This window comes from Massilia sp. P2_C2 (assembly GCF_056404615.1).
In genome coordinates this window covers 1-1,485 of the sequence record NZ_JBFUDR010000589.1, presented here as the reverse complement: position 1 = coordinate 1,485, position 1,485 = coordinate 1, and the positions used below count along the sequence as shown (strand labels likewise).

Here is a 1,485-nt window from a genome sequence, read left to right as displayed (position 1 = left end):
GGTGGGCACGGGGTGCCCACCCTGTAAAGGCAAAGTTAAAATGTCCGCTTTGGGCAAAGTTGAAATGTCCGCTTTTTGTGGGGTYTCAGACACGCTTTTGGGCGGACGCTTTCTTWGCTGAGCCAACACCTTGCGCGATGACGGCAGCGGTCTGATTGTCGCGGTAGTGGCGGTTGCGCACCTTCTTGTCGACGACGTAGTGGAGCGTCTTGGCATCGACGTCGGTAGCCTTGCTCAGGCGAGGGATTTCCAGCGTGGTGTGGGCGAGGATGTCGCCGTGCGCACGCAATTCCACTCGGCCATCGGGATAGGTGTGGATATCGATGGGTTGCCCGATGAGCCCACGTGTACCGGGTCGGTCTTCGACGAGGTACTGCAACCCGCCATGTTGCAGGGTGAGTTTCGWGGAGAGCTTGCGGCGATCGTGCAAGGYCAGGATGAGCGCCAGGTCGTCGTTTRACGGGAGCGGCATGTGGGCATCAAACTGGTTGCGCGGRACGCGGGAAAAGCCGGCGTTGTAGCGTTGAACGAAGTCGYGACTCCATGCGTTGGCAGTCTCGATGTCACTGATCGCTTCCAGTCGCAAGCTCTTGACCAGCCGGTCCTGCAATGTACGGTTCAGGCGTTCCACACGCCCCTTCGCTTGAGGCGAGTTGGCGCAGATCAGTTCGATCCCAAGCTCGTCGAGTGCTCGCTGAAATTGGGTCCGGGTGCGATTCGTTGCCGATGGCGAGCGGAAGACTGCSGCCCGGTCCGCATAGAAGGCTTGCGGCTTGCCGTGCTGTTCGATGTAGCGCCGGGTGGCCTCGAAATAGCTGGCGGTCGTCTCAGTCCTGGCAAAGTGCAGATGCAGGATTCTTCCTGTCGCGTCGTCGACATACACCAGCAAAGTACAAGGATCGGCGCGCTTTTCGAACCACTGGTGCCGGCTGCCGTCTATCTGGACCAGTTCCCCGACGCAGGGGCGTCGCTCGCGCGGTTGATACAGTCGGGAGCGCCGGGCCGCTTTCGGAATCCATAGCCCGGCTTCGATCATCAGGTTGCGCAGGGCTTCCTTCGACAACTCCAACTGATGCCGTTCCCGCAGCTGCTCACATGCCAGCGTCGGCCCAAAGTCGGCATAGTGGTCACGCACCAGCTCCAGTGCTTTCTGCACCACCTCGGGAGCAAGACGATTGTTGCTCGGCTTGCCCCGCCGCCGGGAAATCATCCCGCTCTGGCCCTCTTGTTCAAAACGCTTTTGCAGACGGCGTGCCTGACGTGTCGTCAGCCCCAGGCGCTGTGCCGCAATGACCGCCGTGATCTCGCCCCTGACACTGGCGGCGATGATTTCGGCGCGCTCCAACTCCTCCATCGTAATGCTCCCGACTTTGCCCACACTCGACTCCAAACCATTCAGAATCGACAGCATGAGCTATCTAGCAAAAGCGGACATTTCTACTTTGCTAGAAGCGGACATTACAACTTTGCCCTAACACACCCTAC

Annotated in this window: 1 protein-coding gene; it reads right to left on the bottom strand. The window is 59.7% G+C overall.

Features of this window, described 5'->3' with window-relative positions; translation table 11 throughout:
• Positions 1-85 precede the first annotated feature (85 nt).
• A complete protein-coding gene (locus AC1DYX_RS31090; protein WP_477266075.1) occupies positions 86-1,411 on the bottom strand; it encodes an ISNCY family transposase in 1,326 nt (441 codons plus the stop codon).
• Between the last annotated feature and the right edge of the window lie 74 nt (positions 1,412-1,485).